The sequence below is a fragment of the Novosphingobium marinum genome (assembly GCF_013408095.1).
GTDB classification, from domain to species: Bacteria; Pseudomonadota; Alphaproteobacteria; order Sphingomonadales; family Sphingomonadaceae; genus Novosphingobium; species Novosphingobium marinum.
Genome location: NZ_JACBZF010000006.1, coordinates 80581 through 98423, shown reverse-complemented (window position 1 = coordinate 98423; position 17843 = coordinate 80581). Strand labels below are relative to the sequence as shown.

Sequence of the window (17843 nt, the reverse complement as noted above, 5' to 3'; positions counted from 1 at the left end):
TATGCACACCGAACACGGCTGCGCCGTAGCTCTTTTCGGGACAAAATAGGTTTTGGAACAGCCACTTAGTTCAGAATGGCGCTCCCGAAACATATTTCGGCGAAGGACGAAAGAAGCGATATGATCGGAATATGCCGGTACATCAGCGCGTTAGCGCCGAAATATCTTTCTTCCGCAAACGCGCTTCCCTTTCCGTTTCGGCGGATATATAAAGGGCTTGCGATAGAGAAACCATGCACAACTCGGAAAGAGTTTGCATGGCCAGTACCTACAAAGGCATCGGCGTAGGGTTCTCCCCCGATGCTCTCGAAGCCCTCGACGCCTACGCGGCCGCACAAGGCATAACGCGTGCCGAGGTAATACGCACCTCCGTCAATATCGGCCTGCCGATGCTCAAGCTGGGTATCGCACTCAATGGCCAGCGTGCGCTCACCATCCTCGAGCACACCCAGCTTGCGCTCTCCCTCCTGGTCGAAAGGCAGTATCCGGAGGACAGTGACGAGCTGATCCGTGCGGCCATGCGCAACGTGCGAGAGCACCATGCGTGAGGATATCAGATACAACCAGCAGGCGATCACTCTGACGCACGCTTCTGCGCGCGGAAAAGTGAAGCGGAACGCGGGCAATTTCACGCGGGGATCGCAGCTGTTCCATCACGAGATCCTGATGACCTGGGCGGGGATCAGAATCCCGCTCTACACATGGATCGGAACCACCGTCCTCCTGCTCTTCGTACTGGGCTATTTCACGTTCAAGACTCACGAAATCCACCTCGTCCTGATGAAGCTTCTTTCCTCGGTCTGGGGATGGATGTCGCTGGATCCGATGAAGGCGATCAACCTGACGCTTCCTTCCGGCCAGGTGGTGCAGGGGACGATGTCGATGGTGCCATACCATCCCGCCGTCGAAGCCGCGTGGTCGCGGGCTATCCAAGTGACCGTATCTTCGATGCTCGGCGCGGCCTTCATCTGCGTCCCGCTGACCATCTGGTTCATCGACTTTTCGCGCAAGCGCGGATCGGACATCCTGACCGAGCGCCACGAACGCGGCGCCGTCCTGGTCGAGCGTTCGATCCTCAAGCAATCCATCCTCGCCCACAACTGGCGCGAGCATCAGAAAGAATGCCTCTCGCGCACCCCGCCGGAAGATCCCAACGCTGTTCTGAAAGAGCCGCTCAAAGACCGAATCCGACGCGGCCTTCACCACCCCTACAGGCTTGCCGGACTGCCCTATCCGTGGCGCCTCGAACAAAGCCATGCGATGTTCGTCGGCACGACCGGCGCCGGTAAGACCACAGAGCTCAAGAAGATCGTCAAGCAGGCGCGCGAACGCGGCCATCGCTGTGTAATCTTCGACCTCACAGGAACCTTCGTCGAGAGCTTCTACAACGAGGACACCGACGTGATCCTCAACCCGATGGACAAGCGCTGCAAACCCTGGTCCATTTTCAACGATTGCAGCAACTACGCCGAGTTCATGAGCGCGGCCACAGCGCTCGTTCCCAGCGGGCAATCGGTCGAGGACGATTTCTGGCAGAAGTCAGCCCGCACACTCATGGTCGAGATGTGCGTCAAGATGCTCAAGATGGGCGTCCGCTCGAATGGGGGTCTCGCCTACTTCCTGATGATGTCGGACCTCAAGACGATCCATGCCCAGCTCGAGGGCACGATTGCCGGACCGATGATGTCCCCATCCGCCGCGAAGATGGCGGAATCGATCCGGACCACCTTCATCGCCAACGCCAACGCCTTCCGCTTTTTGCCCGAACCCAAGCCGGGCGAAGAGGGCTTCTCGATCAAGCGATGGATGAGCGAGGACGTTAGGGAAGGCTCGATCCTTTTCATCACCTCCACCCACCCCGATCTCGTACTCAATCGGCCGCTGCTGACGCTGTGGATGGACCTTGCCGTCAATGCCCTGTTCCAAATGAGGCGGAGCCGGAATCTGCGCACATGGTTCCTCATCGACGAGGTCCATGCGCTCCACCGCCTTCCCGCAATCGATCACGGCCTGCAGACCGCCCGCGCGTTCGGCGGTGCGTTCGTCCTCGGAATGCATTCCTTCGACAAGCTGGAAGAGACCTACGGCGAGCATGGCGCGACCAATCTCGCTTCGCTTGCCGGCACCAAGCTGATCCTCAAGACTGCCGATCCGGAAACCTCCCGGCGATGCTCCGAATTCATCGGCAACCGCAAGGTTCGCCTGATGGATGAAGCCTACTCCTACGGCTACAACAACAGCCGCGACGCATCCACCATCACACCGCGCTCGGATGTCGAAGAGCTCGTGATGCCGGACGACATCAGCAATCTGGAAAGCCTGACCGGCTTCATCAAATTCCCCGACGGCTTCCCGGCGTCACGCATCCGGCTCACCTGGAGTGATTATCCCGAACGCGCCGAAGGCTTCTGCCGCGTCACCGACATGCGCGCTGCCGAATACGTGCCGACCGACGAGGAAGCCGCGGAAATGGGTGTCGGGGGGCGCGAGGGGGAGGGGCCGGACAACGTGCCGAAGGACACGCGCGACGGGGTGGATGTCGTCCTCAGCCAGGCGGAGATCGAAGCCGAGAAGTTGCGGGAGGAGGTGGAGGGTTCGCTCGATCGTTCGGTGGAGCAAACCGCGGGCGAATTGCAGCACAGGACCGCTGCCAAGGAAGTGGTCGACGGAACCAGCGACCAGCGCGATCACGACGACCTGTCGAAGTTCAAGCACACCGGCAAGCGCGACGATCGCGAACGGCAGCGCCTGGCCCAGCGGGACGTCGAAGAGCGAAACGCGTCCAATCGGAACGTCGTCGCGCAGACGCGCCAGGTCAGAGGACGCGACGACGGCCAGGAAAGCATCCTCGAACGGGAGAACCGTCAAGGGTTCGGCCGTGAGACGGAAGAGCACCATGAGGTCTCCATCGAAGAGGATCAGGAGATGGGCCGGTGACCCCCTCTCCATCCATGCGCCGAAGCCGGAGCGACCACATGATCGCCGCGCTGCCCCATCAAGCTACGAAGACGCGGTTCCTCGACAATGAGGTGAGAGCCGGGATCGGCGGCGAGCAATTCGGCATAAGCGCCGACTGGCTCCTCCGCGGCCGCGGCCGAATGCTTCGAAGAGTAATCAGGCTCGGGAGCGTCTGATGCTGTCCGTCGCATCGGTTTCCTCCGCAGGCGGAGCAGCGAACTACTTCGCCAAGGACGACTACTATGTCGGCGATGGCCCTGCCGAGCTCAGCGAGTGGGGCGGCAAGGGTGCCGAGGCGCTGGGCCTGAGCGGTCCCGTCACGAAGGAGGATTTCGAGAAGGTCCTCGATGGCAAGCTGCCCGACGGGACCATCGTCAACGGCAACGAGAACCGGAGAGCTGGGATCGACCTCACCTTCTCCATGCCGAAGTCCGCAAGCCTCATGGCGCAGCTCGGCGGAGACAAGCGCGTCCTCACCGCGCAGGAGGCGGCGGTCAAGGCGACCATGACCTATCTCGAGAAGCATTTCGCCGAGGCGCGCGACTATTCGCGCAATCCGAATGGCGAAGCGGTTCAGACAGGAAAATTGCTGTACGCGCTCTTCCAGCACGACACGAGCCGCAAGCTCGATCCGCAGAACCACACCCATGCCGTCATCGCCGCCATGACCCAGGACAAGGCGGGCAACTGGAAGGCACTCTGGAACGGCGAGGTCTGGAAGAACAATTCCGTCCTGGGCTCGATCTACAATGCCGCGCTCCGAACGAACCTCGAGAAGCTTGGCTATCGGACCGAGCTTACCGGAAAACACGGACAGTTCGAGATCCAAGGCGTCTCGCGTGAGGTGATCGAAGCCTTCAGTCAACGTAGACTGGACATACTCGCGACAGCCGAAAAGCTCGGCCGACGCGCGAACGAGACCGAATTCCTGCGAGGCGTCACCAAGAACACCCGGGATCCGAAACTCAATCCTGATGACAAGCAGGCGCTTCGCCAGGAATGGGCGAAGCGCGCCGAAGGACTAGAGTTCGATGCCAAGGCGATGGTCGAACAAACGCGCGCCCGCATCGACAACGGCCGCGAGGGACCGCTGGGAACGGCCGAACGCGTCCGCGGAGTGATCGCAGCGGTCCAGGAGACCGCGCAGCTCTACACGCGTCCCGCCGACGAACTGACCACGAACGGCCTGCAGCGCATGGGTCTGACCCCGACGCAGCTGCGCACCGAACTCGTAACGGCATCCGCTGTTCGCGTGATCGGCGAGCGCGAGACGTCGTGGACGCGCGGCGAGCTGGTGAAGACCGCGCTCGACCTCGGCGCCAGGGGAGTGACAGTCGAAGGCGTCGAAGCGCGAATGGAAGCGCTGGTCGACAAGGGCCAGATGCTGCCAGGCAAGAGCGCTCGGCTCGATGGGGCGATCGAGAAATACACCACCCCCGAACACGTGGCGATAGAGCGGGCGACCCTCGCCAACGTGGCTGCGGGGAAAGACGCGAGTCCAGGCATGATAGAGGCTGGCGGGGCCCCCGAGCGGTTGCGCGCGGTGTCGGGCGAATACGATCTCAACGCCGAGCAGATCGCTGCCGGCACGCTGGCCTTGTCGAGCGACGACCGCACCGTCGTCATTCAGGGCGTGGCCGGAGCCGGCAAGACGACCCTCATCTCCGCGATCGCTAGCGTTGCGCGCGAGGAGGGCAGGGACGTGATCGGCCTCGCCTTCGCGAACAAGATGGTCAATGACCTGCGCAACGAGACCGAGATACGCACGGCGAACGGCGAGGCGGTGAAGGAGGGCATCGAAGCTAAGACCGTCTCCTCGTTCGTGAACCAGCATCTGCGCGGTGCGCTTCATGGCAGCGGACCAACCTTCGAAGCATCGCGCGCTGCGCTCGAGGGCAAGGTGCTCGTGCTCGACGAAGCCTCGCTGGTCGCGAACAAGCCGATGAACGACCTCCTCACCATCGCCAATCGCCTAGGTGTCGAGAAGCTGGTGATGATCGGCGACAAGGCGCAGCTGCAACCGATCGAGGCGGGCAAGAGCTTCTCGCTGATCCAGACGGACTATCCCGCGCTGGCGCGGCTCGACACGAGCCTACGTCAGCGCACAGAGCACATGAAGGAAGCCTCGGGCCTCGCCCGCGCGGGCAGGTTCCGGGAGAGCTTCGCCTCGCTCGGCGACAAGGTAGTCGAGGCGGGCAAGGACCATCTGGAGGTCGCGGCGAAGACCTGGCTCGATCTACCCCCGGAGGACCGCGAGCGGACCGCGATCTATTCCTCCGGTCGCGACGCACGCGCATCGCTCAACCGGATGGTGCAGGACGGGCTGCGCGCCGAAGGGTCGATCAAGGGCGAGGGGTTGGCGCTCGATACGCTCAGGCCGGCCCATGCGACGCGCGAGGAGCTTCGTTACGCAACAACCTATGCCAAGGGTCAGCTGCTCGAGGTGATGCGCCAGAATGCCCCTGGAGGGCTTTCTCGCGGCAGATACGATGTCGAGGGCCTGGACGCGAAGGGCAGGGTGCTCCTCCGCGACGAAAACGGCAAGCTGAAGCGCTTCGACCCGTCGCGCATCGACCCGGTCGACAAACGCGACGCCCTGCGTCTGTCCGAGAAGACCAAGGAAACCATCCACGAGGGCGACAAGGTCCGCTGGACCGAGAAGGACGATACCCGCAAGCTGATGAAATCCGAGGAGGCGAAAGTCCTCGGCATCAAGGACGGCGTCGTCACGGTCGAGAGCCGCCACGGCGAGACCGTCGAACTCAAGCAGAACGACAAGATGCTCGAGCGCATGGGCCTCGCCTACGCGATCAACATGCACCAGGCGCAGGGCGACACGCGCGACATGGCGATCGGCGAGATGCATTCGTCGGCGCGCCATCTCTCGAACCAGCGCCTCGCACTGGTGATGATGACCCGCGTGCGCGACGACATCACGATCGTCACGAACGACAGGGATCAGCTGCTCGCCCAGATCGGCCGCAACCCCGGCGACAAGACCAGCGCGCTCGAGACGCTTGGCGAAAAGCGGATCGAGAATGTCCGCACCGAGCGGGCGGCCCCCGACTTCAATCCGAAGATCCCCGAACACCTGAAGGTCGGAGAAGCAAGCGCGGATCGCCTGCCCTCGGTCGACAAAGAGAGCCTGCGCGCGGTGCCGCAGATCGACCTTCCCGAACGCAACATCGAACGTGCCCGATAGGAGACCGGCAATGGACAAGACCCAGCATGGCCTGATCGCCAAAGTCCCGCAGAACGACGGTCTAATGGCCGTTCTCGAGCAACAGCCGACGCTTTCCAACTTCGTGAAGCAGGCGGGCCTGCAGGAAGTCGCCGAAATGGTGGAGGGGGACAGTTTCGTGGTGTGCGATCTGGATCTGCACGGGGTCCAGGGATGCGCCGACATGCGCGAAATGGTCGCGAACCAGCAGATGGTAGCCGAATGCGTCGCACTCGGTCTCGCCATCCTCATCGCGGTGATCGTCGGATCGATCGCCGTGGCCTTCGTCAATCTCGCCACGAAGTTCGCCGCGCCGCTCGGAATGAACCGCGTCTACGCGCTCTTTCCGCGTCGCCTGAACGAATTCTGGCGGGAGAAGGAGGCATGATGGGCACGCTCCTGAACGGAATGCAGGCCACCTGCGTCTTCTCGCTGGAGAGCGGCCCACCCAGACGAGCGTCGGGCGGCACATCGAGGACGCGCTCAGATCGAGCTCTGTCCCACCAACCCAATCACTTTGGCAAGCCACTCAGACCTGAAGGAGGATCACGATGGCGTTCGATTACGAAGACGTAGGCACATTCGGAAGCAAGCGAGCCGCCGAGGACTGGGCACACCGTAACAGGGTGGACCTGCGCGACCTCCACATCCGCAATGCCGGAGGCGATCGCGTCGAGGTCGGCATTCGCAAGAGCGGATACGACGACAAGGAAAATTACGACAACCGCAGCGGCGAAAGGCGCGACGGCTTCTGGCGATGACGCCCATGCTCGCGCGCAAGCGCCTCAAAGGTCCGGGAGGAATTCACCTTCCGCGCAACCGCTCCGCAGGGGGCATCACGCGCCACCGGCGCATCAACCACCCCGGGCAACCGGAAAGAAGAGGGAACTGACAATGTTGAAGAAGATGATGACAGCCGTCGCACTGGCAGGAGTTTTCATGTCGGTGCCGGCAGCAGCACAGGACGCCTTAGCGGCGGACGAAATGCACGAACACGCTGCCGCCACGAAGACGATCGCCAAGGGGGTGAATCAGAGCACCGGCAATGTCGCCCGGAAGATGCTCGATCTTGTCGCCCGGGAAGCGAAGGCGAAAGCGATGCTCGAGGACAGTGTCGAGGGCAAGAAGCGCCGTATGTCGCTGAACGAAATGATCAAATGCCACGACTGCAAACAGGAGAAGCAGGACTGCGGCGATCAGGCGAAAAGCGACGTTCGGAATGATTGCCGGAAAGCGAAATGCCAAAAGAAGGCATGAGCTCGGGAGGAAGGGCTGCGATCATCGACGAGCCGCAGGTCCGATGCCCCTTCTGCAGGGGTCTTATGCCGGGATGGATGTCGGCGGCTGTGTCGCGTCCCGCAAGCTCGGCCAGCCTCTCCAGCAAGGTATCGAAGACGCCGGTCGTGCCCCATCGCCGATAGCAACGGAAGACACTGTTCCACTTGCCATACTCATCTGGCAAATGCCGCCACTGCGCGCCCGTTCGGGCGATCCACATCATGTCTTCGAAGTAACGGCGGTTATTTTATATGCCCGAGGGGCGCCACCCGACTTGACAATCATCAAGCTCTGTTAATTCCCAAAGCCCTGGTGACAAAGAGTAATCCGGTTGGGCATATCGTCGATCAACTCGGTGCCAGTCAGGCGTTTGCACAGGCCGTTTCTCAACTTGCAGGAACCCTGCCGCGCTATGTCCATAGGACAGGTTGAAGGGAAAAATCATCATGAGGATCGCCGTTTTCAGTTCGAAGAACTATGACCGTACTTTTCTCGATGCGGCTGCCGAGAGGACCGATGGAAGGCATCAGTTCACCTACTTGGACGGAAGGCTGGACAAGCAGTCCGCACTGCTCGCGAAAGGTCACGATGCGGCTTGCGCCTTCGTCAACGACAGGCTTGATCGTCAGGTTCTTGGGATTCTCGCCGGGGAAGGCGTCAGGCTGATTGCGCTTCGCAGCGCCGGCTTCAACCATGTGGATCTGGAAGCGGCCCGGAAAGAAGGGCTGACGGTGGCACGCGTTCCGGCCTATTCGCCCGATGCTGTCGCCGAGCACACTGCCGCTCTGATCCTTTCGCTCAATCGCAAGATCCACAAGGCCTATGCGCGCGTACGGGAAGGCAATTTCGCGCTCGAAGGACTGCTTGGGTTCGATCTACGCGGACGCACCGTCGGCATTGTGGGAACAGGCAAGATCGGTCTCTGCATGGCGGGGATCATGAAAGGCTTCGGCTGCGAATTGATCGCGCACGATCCGAAGCCTGATCCGCAAATGGAGAATCTTGGAGGCCGATATGTCGATCTCGACGAGCTTTTCGAGAGATCGGACATCATTTCGCTTCACTGTCCGCTGACTCCGCAGACCTATCATCTGATCGACCATCAGGCGATCGGCAAGATGAAGGACGGTATCATGCTGATCAACACGAGCCGTGGCGGGGTGGTCGATGCCAGGGCGCTGATCGCCGGCCTCAAGAGCGGGAGCATCGGATCGGTTGGTCTCGATGTTTACGAGGAAGAAGGAGATCTGTTCTTCGAAAACTTGTCGAGCAAGATGATCCAGGACGATGTTTTCGCCCGGCTGCTGACCTTCCCCAACGTTTTGATCACAGGCCACCAGGCCTTCTTCACGCGCGAAGCCATGACGGCGATTGCGGAAACTACGATCGCCAATATAACCAGCTTCGAAGAGAACGGCGTGGCGCTTCACGAGGTCTCGGTCGAGAAACTGGCCTGAGCTATGGCCGGACTGGCACTCTTGCCGTTCATCGCGTTCGTCGTTCTTCTTGTCGGCCTGCGCCGCTCGGCAGCGGAGGCCGGGTTCTGGAGTGCCGCAGGCGGTCTCGCAATCGCTGTTCTCGCGTTCGATTACCCGACGAACTCCCTGGCGCTTGCCGGCCCCGCGCTGGAAGCTGTGTTTACTTCGGCGACGATCCTGTGGATTATTTTTCCCGCGCTCTGCATCTACGAATATCAGCAGCGCATGGGAGCTACCGCCGAGATAGGGCGCTGGCTGGCCTCCGTATCGCCAAAGCCACAAATCCACGCATTGTTGCTCGCCTGGTTTTTCGCCCTGTTTCTCGAGGGGGCAGCAGGCTTCGGAACGCCGATCGCGCTGGTCGCGCCGATGCTTGTCGGGCTTGGCTTTACGCCTTTGCGCGCGCTCGTGCTGGCGTTGTTCGGCCATGCCGCCGGCGTTTCGTTCGGAGCTGTCGGCACACCGATCGTACCGTTGGTCGAAACCATGGCGGCAGACCCCCGGACCCTGTCCCTGCTTATCATGCTTTTGCACGGCGCAATCGGCTGGATGCTCACCATGCTCGTATTCCGCCTCGCTCGGCCCGACGATCCCGCGATGCGCGCCAGCTGGCTGGCGCCGGTTGGGGCGGCGCTGCTGTTCCTTGCTCCGGCTGCGGTCTTCGCCTGGGCGGCGGGACCCGAGTTGCCGACGCTGGGCGGAGCATTGATCGGAGCGGTATTGTTCGTTCTGGTGGTGCGGCGACGAAGAATGGCCCCAGCTGGCTCCATCCCTGCGGGGACGCTTGCAATAGCAGCGATGCCTTATCTTGCAGTACTGGTCCTAATTCTTGCTACCCGGCTGATCCCGTCAATCGCCGGTATATTGCAGGAAGCAACTCTGGAATGGACCTTGGGACGGAACTTTGGAGGTTCGCTGGCGCCGCTTTACCATCCGGGCAGGTTGCTGATGCTTTCCCTGCTTATCCCCGCATACGCAAATGCAACCGGGCGAAGCATGCTGAACGTCACCTTCGTTGCCGCCGCCCGCCGGTTGCCTCCGGTCGCCCTGGCCCTCGTTTCCGTCCTGCTGCTTGCCCGATTCATGGTGCATAGCGGAATGATAGAAGCACTGGCCCTCGCTGCCGCCGAGCTGCTGGGATCGGCCTGGCCGCTCGCTTCGCCATTGACCGGAGCGCTGGGTTCCTTCGTCACTGGTTCGGCCACGACCTCGAACATCGTCCTGGCCGAATTCCAGGTGTCCGCGGCGTCTGCGGGCAATGTCGCGCCGCTGCTAGCGCTTGCCGGCCAGGGTTTCGGCGTAGCGATCGGCAATATCGTCGCGCCGCACAACATCGTCGCCGGCGCTGCGACCGTGGGTTTGATTGGACGGGAGGGGGAGGTTCTGAAACAAACGCTACCGGTCTGCGTGCTTTATGCGGTTGCTGGCGGCGCGCTGCTCCTTGCGCTGTCTGCCTTGCTGCCGATGTTCTGAAATCGCCGCGAACGGCGTAACCCTCAATCCGGCCGCCAGCGTCAGAAGCTGTGGTGTTTTGACATATCTCCATAAAGCCGATGGATATCGTCTGCCCGGGCAAGGTCGGTACCGGGAGTAAGCACGGCGGCAGCGCCGGCCGCCATGCCGAAGCGCAAGGCGTCGACAGGCTCACGCCCAGCCGAGAATGCATGGACCATTGCCGCCAGAAAACTGTCTCCTGCTCCGACGGCACTCATGGCTTCCACGGGAAGCGCGGGGAGCCGGGTTGTTCCATTTCCATTCGTCAGGATCGCGCCGTCGTGACCCATTGTCACTGCGACATGCTCGGCTTCTCCACGCCGGACTATGCCTTCTGCGGCTTCGATAATCGCTTCCTCTTCCTGCAATTGCTTGCCGGTCAGCGCGCGCAGTTCGCCAATGCTCGGCTTCACCAGAAAGGCGCCGCCGCCTTCCAGGCCGTGGGCCAATCCGGCTCCGGAGCTGTCGAGGACAAACCGGATGTTCCGCTTCTTAGCCAATCTGCCGATGCGGGCATAGAAATCATTCGGCACGCCCTGCGGGAGCGAACCGCTGGCGACGAGGTAATCACAGCTGATTTCCGCCACGGCAGCTTCGCATTCCTGCCACTCTCCAGCCGATATGATTGGTCCGTCGGTTACGAAGCGATATTCACTCTCGCTGTCCCGCTCAAATATCGATGTGCTTACCCGGGTTTCGCCAACGATCGCGATCCGGTTGCGCACCAGCTGATGCAAATCGACTAGCCAATCGAGAGCAGCACCAGCCGCGCCTCCGCTCAGATAGCAGCAACGGGCGTTGCCTCCCAGCCGTACAAATACTCGCGCAACGTTGATACCGCCGCCGCCCGGATCATGTCGCTCATTGCCTCCGCGCATCTTGTGCACTGGCAGGATGCGATCGATTTCGAACGCAACGTCGAGGGTTGGGTTCATCGTAAGCGTCACAATACTTAGCATCAGGCGTTGATCTCCAGTTCCGCTTTAACCAACAAACGTGTTTTTCATGGCAAGGTGTCAGTTCGGGCCAGAATAACTACATAGCAGCGAACTGGCAACAAGGCGCAGTTCAATACCCTATTGCACTGGGAACTGCGCGAAAAGCCGTGGCGGTACGCTATGCACCACGCATCGGGGGCCAAACCTGGCGGTGTCAATGCCAGCCAGAGGCTTGTGGGCATTTAGAAGGTTTGCAGGCATCCTGTGGCTGGTAGTATAAAGGTCGAACCGCAGCATGCCGAAAGCCCCGCTCAGGTGTTGGGGCCGCCTGGAGATTACAGTTGACCCGCATGGAAGTGTCGCTTTCGCCCGAACACCTCGACGCAGCAGTGTTCGATCTTGATGGCGTACTTACAAACACGGCTGGTCTGCACGAAGCAGCGTGGAAGGAAACCTTCGACGCCTTCCTGCGCCAAAGGCGCCCGCCCCTGGCCGATTTCAGCCAACAGGATTACCGGGCGTTCGTCGATGGCCGCCGCCGCGAGGACGGCGTTCGCGCCTTCTTTGCCTCGCGCGGCATCGAATTACCCGAAGGATCGGAGTCCGACCCGCCCGATGCTGAAACGGTACAGGGGTTGTCCCGGCGCAAGAACGAGGCGGTACAGGAGCGACTTCGGTGCGATTCTGCGCCGCTGCTAGGTGCCAGGGCCCTGCTTCAGGCTTTGCGGCGAGCAGATATTCGGGTGGCGGTCGCTTCCTCCAGTGCTAACGCAGGGGCGGTACTCAAGGCCACCGGGTTGGACAGCTTTGTCCAGATACGGGTAGACGGGGTCGACTCAGCACGACTTGATCTGCCAAGCAAACCGGACCCGGCGCTGTTTCGCGAGGCACTGCAGCGGCTGGAAGTCGAGCCGACGCGGGCGGCGATCTTCGAGGACGCGATTGCCGGTGTCGCGGCGGGCCGGAAAGCCGGTTTCCACACCGTCATCGGCGTCGGTCGTGGCCAGCATGCCGAGGCCTTGCTTGCAGCAGGTGCGGACATGGTGGTGCCCGATCTATCCGTTGTGGAAGTTCTCTGAGCGTCAGTTCGAGACTGACTTTACGTGCTATCGTCGGGTTCGGCGGGATCGACCGCCCCGGAGCCCGCTTTCCGATCGGGCGCCATTTTCGTCGTCGGTCGTCGCGCTTCCGGAACGGCAGGGGTCAGCTGCACAGTTTCATCTTCGTGTATGATTTCTAGCGCATCGCCGGCTTCCAGCCGGTAGACCGTCTCCTCGTGATCGATCGACACGCGAATGCGCCGCCCGCGGATCGTGAGCGGAATTTGCAAGCGTGTCCATTCGGCGGGCAGGCGGGGGCGGAACCTTGTTTCGCCACTTCCGTCGCGCAGACCGGCGAACCCGTAGGCGAGCGCCATCCAGGTGCCTCCGATAGAGGCGACATGTGCGCCATGCTTTACATTGCCGCCGACGTCGGAGAGATCCATCGAGGCGGCGAAATTGAAGTAGTCGAAGGCCTTTCGACTATAGCCGATCTCACTCGCTATGATCGACTGGATGCAGACAGACAATGAACTGTCATGAGTGGTGATCGGGTCGTAATAGTCGAAATCCCGCTTCTTTTCGGCATCGGCGAAATGACCGTTCATCAGGAACATGGCCAGCAGCGTATCGGCCTGCTTGATAACCTGCGATCGGTAGAGATTCAAGGGGTGATAGTTGAGCAAAAGGGGATAATTCTCCTCCGGGGTGTTCTCGAAATCCCAGACCTCCTTGTCGAGGAAGCTGTCGTCCTGCGGATGGACGCCGAGCCGCTCGTCATATGGTAGGTACATGCGATCCGCGGCTTCGCTCCATGCCGCGGGCTCTTCGGGCGCCAGGCCTGTCCGCTCGACCAGCGCTGCGCGCGCATCCTTGTCGAGAGTTAGCACGGCTTTGGCTGCGAGGCGCAGGTTTTCCTGAGCCATCAGATTGGTGAAGTAGTTGTTATCAACTACCGCATTGTATTCGTCCGGCCCCGTCACCGCGTTGATGCAGAACCTGCCCTCCCGACGAGCCGAAAAGAAACCGAGGTCGAGCCAGAAGCGTGCCGTCTCGACCAGGATCTCGGCGCCGTAGCGGGCGAGGAACTCGTCATCTCCGGACACTTCGACATATCTATTCAGTGCATAGGCGATGTCGGCGTTGATGTGATATTGCGCGGTACCGGCCGCGTAATAGGCCGAGGCCTCGTTCCCGTTGATTGTCCTCCAGGGAAAGGTTGCGCCCCGATGACCCAGCTCGCGCGCGCGCGCTCGTGCCTGGGGAAGCATATCGTAACGGAATTTGAGCACCGCGCGCGCGGTATCGGGCGCGGTGTAGTTCAGGAACGGCAATACGTAGATCTCGGTGTCCCAGAAGTAGTGGCCTTCGTAGCTGCGCCCCGTCAGGCCCCGCGCGCCGATGCCATGACCATGCACACGGAAAGACGCTTGCATGAGCTGAAACAGGTTCCAACGTATGACCTGCTGGATCGCAGGGTCGCCCTCCACTTCCACGTCCGCACCGGCCCAGAATTGCGCCACGTTCTCCTCCTGTCTTGCAAGCAGGGCGGGGAAACCGCGTGCGACGGCCTTGTCGAGACTTGCTCTGGCAGCGGCAACCATGTCGTCGCCGTCTTCAAGCCCGTAATGATAGGCCATGAACTTGGTGAGCCGGATCGGCACGCCCGCGCGTTCGGCTATTCGCATCGTCACCGCGGCGCCGGTCTCCTTGCGTTCCGCGACCGTCTCGCACGGTGAGGACGTTTCGAGCACGTGATCCATCGCGCAGCCGAGCGCGAGCCGCGAGCGGCAGGTCACAAAGCCCAGCACGGCTCGCAGGCCGTCCACCGACCCACCGGTCGTACACAGGATGCTGCCTTCCGGAGTTTCGGCCAGTCGCGGGTCGAAGTCTTCGAGTGGCAACGGAGCGCGCTCCACGATCTCCGACGAAATCACCAAGTCCACGTCGTCCTCGGGCACGAGTTCCCAGTGGATCGCAGCGACGTGCTTCATGTCGAGCGAGACCAGACGTGTCGTTTTCAGCGTAAGACGGCGCCCCCGCTGCGTTCTCCACGTGGTGTTGCGTGTGAGCACGCCTTTCGCCAGATCGAGGCGGCGCGAGAACTCCAGCACCTCGGCTGTGGCGAGATTGAAGATTTCATCATCGACGGTCAGGCGTATGGGGGTGCCATCGGGGCAGACAAGCATGCTCTGGCCGGTGTCGGGAAAACCGTAGGCGCTCTCACCGTAGGTAATCGGCCGCGTTTCGTAGAAGCCGTTCAGATAGGTACCCGGCTCTTCCACCGGTTGTCCCTCGTCCATCGTCCCGCGGATGCCGAGATACCCGTTGGAGAGCGCAAACATCGTCTCCGCTTGCCCGGTATATGCCTGAAGAAGGTCACGATCGAACCGCGCCGCCCCCACTCCCCACGGGTCGACCGGGAAGATGTCTCTGGGAGGAGTAAGGCGTGGGCGCAACATGGATTTTTCCTGGTTAGTAGGTGGGATGGATATCACATCGTATATCTGCGGGTGAACCGCTTCTCGGCTTCCAGAAGCAGCAGCAATCCGAAGCCGATCAGCACGATGATCGCTCCTTCGGTAATGGTAAGCGCCTCGGTTTCAAAAACGATTTGCATGAGCGGCAAGTAAGTAAACGCGATCTGCGCGACGATCACAATCGCCAGCGCGACCAGCACGGGTCTGGTGCCGAGCGCCCCCTTCAACGTGAGTGAACGCATGTGCAGGAAGCGAACATTGAAAAGATAGGCGATCTCGGCAACCACCAGCATGTTGACCACCATCGTGCGGGCCTTTTCCACACTGGCACCCAGCGATTGCGCGCCAAAGAAAATCAACAGCGAAACGCCCGCGAACAATGCCGAAACCAGTGCCACTCGCCAGACGAGGAGCGGGGTCAGCAGAGGGGTATCGCGCCTGCGCGGAGGCCTTTCCATGACACCCGGCTCTGGGGGTTCGAAGGCAAGGACGAGACCCAGCGTCACCGCGGTGACAAGATTGACCCACAAGATTTGCGTCGCAGTCATTGGCAGCGCGAAGCCGGCGAGGACGATCACTATTGCCTCGCCTCCATTGGTTGGCACGGTCCAGGCAATGACCTTGCGGATATTGTCGTAGACAGTGCGGCCTTCGCGTACGGCGGCTACAATCGATGCGAAATTGTCGTCGAGCAGCACCATCTCGGAGGCTTCGCGCGCGGCCTCGGTCCCTGCGATGCCCATGGCGGTGCCGACGTCGGCCTGTTTGAGCGACGGCGCATCGTTGACCCCGTCACCGGTCATCGCGACGATATGGCCATGCGATTGCAGCGCGCGCACGATACGCAGCTTGTGCTCGGGGCTGGCGCGCGCGAACACCGAGACCTGCTCTACACGCCCGGACAGCTCGTCGTCGTCCAATGCTTCGATCTCTGTGCCGGTCAAAGCCTGCGGATTGTCCGAAAGGTTCAACTGCCGGGCGATCGCCATGGCGGTCGCGGCATGATCGCCGGTGATCATCTTGATCGCGATGCCGGCCGATCGGCATTCGGCGATCGCCCGCTTCGCCTCCTCGCGCGGCGGATCGACGAACCCCATCAATCCCAGCATCCGTGCATTCTTCAGATCTGCGTGCGCAATGCGCTCTCTTGACTGTTCGAGCCGGAGCATGGCGAAACCGAGCAGGCGTTCCCCTTGAGCGGCCGCGCGCTCGACATTGCCTGACCAGTCTGTCCCCCGTCAGCACCTATGGCACAGATTTGAGGTTGTGATTTAAGGAGGATTTGGGCTTCGTCGTAGTGACGAAGGAACGAAGATGAAGCCCAAATCCTCAAAGCCCAAATTGCCTGCCGAGCAGGTGGTGAAGGACATCCGCCGCAAGACCCGTCGGCATTTCTCTGCTGAAGACAAGATCCGCATCGTGCTCGATGGCCTACGCGGCGATGACTCCATTGCCGAGCTGTGCCGCCGTGAAGGGATCGCACAGAGCCTGTATTACACCTGGTCCAAGGAGTTCATGGAGGCCGGCAAGCGCAGGCTTGCTGGCGATACAGCCCGTGCTGCTACCACCGACGAGGTAAAGGATCTGCGCCGTGAAGCGCGCGATCTGAAGGAATGCGTGGCGGACCTGACGCTGGAGAACCGTCTGCTCAAAAAAAGCATGATCGCGGATGGGGGAGACGACGAATGAGGTATCCCGCATCCGAGAAGCTGGAGATCATCAGGATCGTCGAGCAGTCGCACCTGCCCGCCAAGCGTACGCTGGACCAGCTCGGCGTGGCACGGCGGACCTTCTATCGCTGGTATGACCGCTACCTCGAAGGTGGGCCGGAGGCGCTCCAGGACCGTCCTTCAGCGCCGAGCCGGGTGTGGAACCGTATTGGGCCCGAGGTGCAGGACCAGATCGTCGAGATGGCTCTGGAGCAGACCGATCTCAGTCCCCGCGAGCTGGCGGTGCGCTTCACCGACGAGAAGCGCTACTTCGTGTCCGAAGCCACGGTTTACCGGCTGCTGAAGGCCCATGATCTGATCACCAGCCCGGCCTACACGGTGATCAAGGCGGCAGAGGCGTTCCACACGCAGACCTCTCGACCCAATGAGATGTGGCAGACGGATTTTACCTACTTCAAGATCATCGGATGGGGCTGGGTCTATCTCTCGACCGTGCTCGACGATTACTCACGCTACATCATCGCCTGGAAGCTCTGCACCACCATGCGAGCCGAGGACGTCACTGACACGCTCGATATGGCGCTGGCAGCTTCAGGCTGCAACCACGCCAACGTGCTGCACAGGCCCCGCCTGCTGTCGGACAATGGCCCCAGCTACATTGCCGGGGAACTAGCCGAATACATCGAGGCAAACAGGATGAGCCATGTGCGCGGCGCTCCCTTCCATCCGCAGACGCAGGGCAAGATCGAACGCTGGCACCAGACCCTGAAGAACCGCGTGCTGCTGGAAAACTACTTCCTGCCCGGCGATCTCCAACAGCAGATCGAGGCCTTCGTCGAGCACTATAACCACCAGCGCTACCACGAGAGCCTGGACAATGTGACACCCGCCGATGCCTACTTCGGCAGGGCTGCCGCCATCATCAAACGAAGAGAAAGGATCAAGCGAAAGACACTCGAACATCGGCGCTTGCAACACTGCAAGCTCGCCGCCTAAACATCAATCCGAGACGAGGCCCACACTCCGCTGATCTACGCCGCGAGTTGTGCCAAATGTTCTGACGACGGACAAACCGGTCGCGCGCTCTTCCTTTCGGTTTGGTATATTCTACTGGTCTGTCGCGGTTAAGAAATAACTCCCAGTAGATAAACACCCCAAGAGAGCACTACTGAGTTGCTTAGCTTCACCACAGTCTCTTTTGAGATCGAGGCCAACGTAGTGCCGCAGCCGTCCGTTGGACAATGCTGAGTGTCTGACCCGAAACTAAGGTGGGTGATATCAGCAGGT

The 17843-nt window shown here is 61.2% G+C and carries 13 protein-coding genes and 1 pseudogene; 10 read left to right on the top strand and 4 right to left on the bottom strand.

The window, feature by feature from the left end:
* The first annotated feature begins 257 nt into the window (after positions 1-257).
* The 6 genes from FHS75_RS15065 to FHS75_RS15040 all read left to right on the top strand — a co-directional run bounded on the left by FHS75_RS15065 (position 258) and on the right by FHS75_RS15040 (position 7435).
* The gene (locus FHS75_RS15065; RefSeq protein WP_149036579.1) at positions 258-548 is read left to right on the top strand and encodes a hypothetical protein; all 291 of its coding nucleotides are present in this window, start codon (positions 258-260) and stop codon (positions 546-548) included.
* Positions 541-2937: a type IV secretion system DNA-binding domain-containing protein gene (locus FHS75_RS15060; RefSeq protein ID WP_179408508.1), complete on the top strand. Its 2397-nt coding sequence runs from the start codon at positions 541-543 to the stop codon at positions 2935-2937. The genes FHS75_RS15065 and FHS75_RS15060 overlap by 8 nt, the downstream gene beginning before the upstream one ends.
* A 196-nt stretch (positions 2938-3133) precedes the next feature.
* On the top strand, positions 3134-6160 hold the full coding sequence (mobF, locus tag FHS75_RS15055; protein ID WP_179408507.1) for a MobF family relaxase: 3027 nt from the start codon (positions 3134-3136) through the stop codon (positions 6158-6160).
* A 10-nt stretch (positions 6161-6170) separates the two neighbouring features.
* Positions 6171-6566 carry a hypothetical protein gene (locus tag FHS75_RS15050; protein WP_179408506.1) on the top strand — a complete coding sequence of 132 codons (396 nt, stop codon included), beginning with the start codon at positions 6171-6173 and terminating at the stop codon, positions 6564-6566.
* A gap of 163 nt (positions 6567-6729) precedes the next feature.
* Positions 6730-6939, top strand: a complete 210-nt coding sequence (locus FHS75_RS15045) for a hypothetical protein (RefSeq protein ID WP_063612683.1) — start codon at positions 6730-6732, stop codon at positions 6937-6939.
* A gap of 133 nt (positions 6940-7072) precedes the next feature.
* Positions 7073-7435: a hypothetical protein gene (locus tag FHS75_RS15040; protein ID WP_179408505.1), complete on the top strand. Its 363-nt coding sequence runs from the start codon at positions 7073-7075 to the stop codon at positions 7433-7435.
* On the opposite strand, the pseudogene FHS75_RS18285 reads toward FHS75_RS15040, so the two are convergent.
* A pseudogene (locus tag FHS75_RS18285) lies at positions 7332-7691 on the bottom strand (transposase); the annotation flags it as partial. The gene FHS75_RS15040 and the pseudogene FHS75_RS18285 overlap by 104 nt on opposite strands.
* Before the next feature lie 211 nt (positions 7692-7902).
* Between FHS75_RS18285 and FHS75_RS15030 the strand changes: the two are divergent.
* Positions 7903-8913 (top strand): 2-hydroxyacid dehydrogenase, encoded by a 1011-nt coding sequence (locus FHS75_RS15030; RefSeq protein WP_179408503.1) that lies wholly within the window; start codon positions 7903-7905, stop codon positions 8911-8913.
* A gap of 3 nt (positions 8914-8916) precedes the next feature.
* The gene (locus tag FHS75_RS15025; RefSeq protein WP_179408502.1) at positions 8917-10407 is read left to right on the top strand and encodes an L-lactate permease; all 1491 of its coding nucleotides are present in this window, start codon (positions 8917-8919) and stop codon (positions 10405-10407) included.
* 41 nt (positions 10408-10448) lie between these two features.
* Here FHS75_RS15025 and FHS75_RS15020 read toward each other — a convergent pair whose 3' ends face one another.
* Positions 10449-11363 carry a 1-phosphofructokinase family hexose kinase gene (locus FHS75_RS15020; protein ID WP_244959111.1) on the bottom strand — a complete coding sequence of 305 codons (915 nt, stop codon included), beginning with the start codon at positions 11361-11363 and terminating at the stop codon, positions 10449-10451.
* Between the two features lie 353 nt (positions 11364-11716).
* Between FHS75_RS15020 and FHS75_RS15015 the strand changes: the two genes are divergently transcribed.
* On the top strand, positions 11717-12445 hold the full coding sequence (locus tag FHS75_RS15015) for an HAD family hydrolase (RefSeq protein WP_179408533.1): 729 nt from the start codon (positions 11717-11719) through the stop codon (positions 12443-12445).
* Between the two features lie 20 nt (positions 12446-12465).
* Here the strand turns inward: FHS75_RS15015 and FHS75_RS15010 are convergent, their stop codons facing one another.
* Both FHS75_RS15010 and FHS75_RS15005 read right to left on the bottom strand, forming a co-directional pair.
* On the bottom strand, positions 12466-14868 hold the full coding sequence (locus FHS75_RS15010; RefSeq protein ID WP_179408500.1) for a glycoside hydrolase family 65 protein: 2403 nt from the start codon (positions 14866-14868) through the stop codon (positions 12466-12468).
* A 32-nt stretch (positions 14869-14900) separates the two neighbouring features.
* On the bottom strand, positions 14901-15995 hold the full coding sequence (locus FHS75_RS15005) for an HAD-IC family P-type ATPase (protein ID WP_229735662.1): 1095 nt from the start codon (positions 15993-15995) through the stop codon (positions 14901-14903).
* 205 nt (positions 15996-16200) lie between these two features.
* Here FHS75_RS15005 and FHS75_RS15000 point away from each other — a divergent pair.
* Positions 16201-17552 (top strand): IS3 family transposase gene (locus FHS75_RS15000; RefSeq protein ID WP_149036422.1). Its coding sequence is split into 2 segments (ribosomal slippage): positions 16201-16536 and positions 16539-17552, totalling 1350 coding nucleotides; the frame shifts between segments, so codons are not numbered across the junction.
* Positions 17553-17843 lie beyond the last annotated feature (291 nt).

Bases quoted from the DNA above. Each gene is read 5' to 3' on its own strand.
- FHS75_RS15010 (WP_179408500.1), bottom strand. From the start codon at position 14,868: ATGTTGCGCCCACGCCTTACTCCTCCCAGAGACATCTTCCCGGTCGAC.
- FHS75_RS15040 (WP_179408505.1), top strand. From the start codon at position 7,073: ATGTTGAAGAAGATGATGACAGCCGTCGCACTGGCAGGAGTTTTCATG.
- FHS75_RS15045 (WP_063612683.1), top strand. From the start codon at position 6,730: ATGGCGTTCGATTACGAAGACGTAGGCACATTCGGAAGCAAGCGAGCC.
- FHS75_RS15015 (WP_179408533.1), top strand. From the start codon at position 11,717: ATGGAAGTGTCGCTTTCGCCCGAACACCTCGACGCAGCAGTGTTCGAT.
- FHS75_RS15050 (WP_179408506.1), top strand. From the start codon at position 6,171: ATGGACAAGACCCAGCATGGCCTGATCGCCAAAGTCCCGCAGAACGAC.
- FHS75_RS15005 (WP_229735662.1), bottom strand. From the start codon at position 15,995: ATGCTGGGATTGATGGGGTTCGTCGATCCGCCGCGCGAGGAGGCGAAG.
- FHS75_RS15020 (WP_244959111.1), bottom strand. From the start codon at position 11,363: ATGAACCCAACCCTCGACGTTGCGTTCGAAATCGATCGCATCCTGCCA.
- FHS75_RS15060 (WP_179408508.1), top strand. From the start codon at position 541: ATGCGTGAGGATATCAGATACAACCAGCAGGCGATCACTCTGACGCAC.
- mobF (WP_179408507.1), top strand. From the start codon at position 3,134: ATGCTGTCCGTCGCATCGGTTTCCTCCGCAGGCGGAGCAGCGAACTAC.
- FHS75_RS15065 (WP_149036579.1), top strand. From the start codon at position 258: ATGGCCAGTACCTACAAAGGCATCGGCGTAGGGTTCTCCCCCGATGCT.
- FHS75_RS15025 (WP_179408502.1), top strand. From the start codon at position 8,917: ATGGCCGGACTGGCACTCTTGCCGTTCATCGCGTTCGTCGTTCTTCTT.
- FHS75_RS15030 (WP_179408503.1), top strand. From the start codon at position 7,903: ATGAGGATCGCCGTTTTCAGTTCGAAGAACTATGACCGTACTTTTCTC.